Here is a 3115-nt window from a genome sequence, read left to right on the forward strand (position 1 = left end):
TAATATTGTGGCGGCTACCTACTTTCCCACATTTTATTGCAGTATCATCGGCGGAGTGGGGCTTAACTTCTCTGTTCGGAATGGGAAGAGGTGAACACCCACCCTGTAACCACCATCAAGGTTTTCTGATTCGGACTTACAAGAGGTCAAGTCTGCACGACTCTGAACCCAACCTGTAACCTTCATCAATATCTTTAGCTATCTCGTCTTTCCAGTAAGCAATTGACATTGGCAGAGAATTATTTCAACAAATTTGTCTTTTAAAGAAGCTATTGGGCAATTAGTACTGCTCAGCTTTGATGTCACCACCTTTACACTTGCAGCCTATCAACGTCGTCGTCTACAACGTCCCTTATGTGGAAGTCTCATCTTCAGGCCAGTTTCGCACTTAGATGCTTTCAGCGCTTATCTGTTGCCCACGTAGCTACTCGGCCATGCTACTGGCGTAACAACCGATTCACCAGAGGTGAGTCCAACCCGGTCCTCTCGTACTAAGGTCAGCCCCCGTCAAACTTCCTACGCCCATCACAGATAGGGACCGAACTGTCTCACGACGTTCTGAACCCAGCTCGCGTGCCACTTTAATCGGCGAACAGCCGAACCCTTGGGACCTTCTCCAGCCCCAGGATGTGACGAGCCGACATCGAGGTGCCAAACCATCCCGTCGATGTGAGCTCTTGGGGATGATCAGCCTGTTATCCCCGGCGTACCTTTTATCCTTTGAGCGATGGCACACCCATGCGCAACCACCGGATCACTAAACCCTGGTTTCCCACCTGATCGACCCGTCGGTCTCACAGTCAAGCTAGCTTGTGCTTTTGCACTCCCCTGACGATTACCGTCCGTCATGAGCTAACCTTTGGAAGCCTCCGTTACTCTTTTGGAGGCGACCACCCCAGTCAAACTACCCACCATGCGCGGTCCTCAATAACAAGTTAGAACACAGAATACAAAAGGGTGGTATTTCAACGTTGGCTCCATGATTCCTGACGAAACCACTTCGTAGCCTCCCACCTATCCTACACATTCATATCCCATATCCAACGCAAAGTTGTAGTAAAGGTGCACGGGGTCTTTCCGTCCCGTGACGGGTAAGCGGCATCTTCACCGCTACTACAATTTCACCAAGCTCACGGTTGAGACAGTGCCCAGATCGTTACACCATTCGTGCAGGTCGGAACTTACCCGACAAGGAATTTCGCTACCTTAGGACCGTTATAGTTACGGCCGCCGTTTACTGGGGCTTCGATTCAAACCTTCGCTTGCGCTAAGCTCCCCTCTTAACCTTCCAGCACCGGGCAGGTGTCAGGCAACATACGTCGTGTCTCCACTTTGCGTTGCCCTGTGTTTTTGTTAAACAGTCGCCTGGGCCATTTCTCTGCGACTCTAGCTCGCGCCAGAGTGTCCCTTCTCCCGAAGTTACAGGACTAATTTGCCGAGTTCCTTAACCGTGATTCACTTGAGCACCTTGGTATATTCTACCCAGCTACCTGTGTCGGTTTACGGTACGGGCTAATACAAGCTGACGTTTCATCGCTTTTTCTTGGAGGCCAGTTCAAAAGTTCGCTTTGTCCGTAAACGCCGCTCAACGAAGACTTCCGTCACTTCGTACTCTCTCCCCTACCCCGTACGATTCACACTTGTATCAGGTGCAGGAATATTAACCTGCTGTCCGTCAGGTGCGGCCTTCGCCTTCCCCTTAGGCCCCGACTAACCCTCAGTTGATTGACATAGCTGAGGAATCCTTAGCTTTACGGTGTGTATGGTTCTCACATACATTGTCGTTACTTATGCCTACATTTGCTTTTCTAAAATCTCCACCATAGCTCACGCTACAACTTCGCTGACGTTAGAATGCTCCCCTACCGATTATTACTAATCGCATCGCTTCGGTGATATACTTGATGCCCGTTTATTATCGACGCCCGCCCCGCTCGACCAGTGAGCTGTTACGCACTCTTTAAATGTATAGCTGCTTCCAAGCTAACATCCTGGCTGTCTCGGCAGTCAGACTTCCTTTGTTCAACTTAGTATATACTTAGGGACCTTAGCGGTTGCTCTGGGTTGTTCCCCTCTCGGACCGTGACCTTAGCACCCCGGCCCTCACTGCTGTGTCTGTTTATGCCCATTCGGAGTTTGTCAGAATTTGGTAGGATTTGACTCCCCCGCATCCTATCAGTAGCTCTACCTGACATAAACGCCCCACAACGCTGTTCCTAAAAACATTTCGGGGAGTACGAGCTATTTCTCAGTTTGATTGGCCTTTCACCCCTATCCGCAGTTCATCCAAAAACTTTTCAACGTTAACTGGTTCGGTCCTCCATGCAGTGTTACCCACACTTCAACCTGACCACGGATAGATCACCAAGTTTCGCGTCTGCTCTCACTAACTAAACGCCCTATTCAGACTCGCTTTCGCTTCGGCTCCTGTCCTTAAAACATTAACCTCGCTAGTAAGAACAACTCGTAGGCTCATTATGCAAAAGGCACGAGGTCACCCTAAGGCTCCCTCCGCTTGTAAGCGCATGGTTTCAGGTTCTATTTCACCCCGGTACTCCCGGTTCTTTTCACCTTTCCCTCACGGTACTCGTTCACTATCGGTCTCTCAGTCGTATTTAGCCTTGGCGGATGGTGCCGCCGAATTCAGAGGGGATTCCTCCTGTCCCCACCTACTCAGGATCCTGATACAGTTCCACAATTTACAATTAAGGGACTCTCACCCGCTACGGTCTGCCTTCCCAGACAGTTCATCTTCTTGTAGTTCCTAAAAATCAGTCCTATAACCCCAATAACGCCGTAACGTCATCGGTTTGGGCTTGTCCGCGTTCGCTCGCCACTACTTACGGAATCACTGTTGTTTTCTCTTCCTAGGGGTACTTAGATGTTTCAGTTCCCCCCGTTTGCCTCCTTTCGGATATCCTGATCACTCAGGATGGGTTGCCCCATTCGGATATGTTAGGATCAATGTGTATGTGCCACTCCCCTAACCTTTACGCAGCTTATCACGTCCTTCTTCGCCGCTGAGAGCCATAGGCATTCCCCATGCGCCCTTATTTTGCTTCTTCTACAAATTTCTTGATAATTCTCTACCAATATGTCAAATAACTCTAAGACT

2 rRNA genes are annotated in these 3115 nt (G+C 49.6%); both read right to left on the bottom strand.

Annotated features, from left to right (window positions below):
- Nucleotides 1-5: 5 nt before the first annotated feature.
- A 5S ribosomal RNA gene (gene rrf, locus AC23P2_RS30900) occupies nucleotides 6-117 on the bottom strand.
- 143 nt (nucleotides 118-260) lie between these two features.
- Nucleotides 261-3065, bottom strand: a 23S ribosomal RNA gene (locus AC23P2_RS30905).
- Nucleotides 3066-3115: the final 50 nt, after the last annotated feature.

It is taken from the genome of Runella sp. R0.1_18, assembly GCF_057652155.1.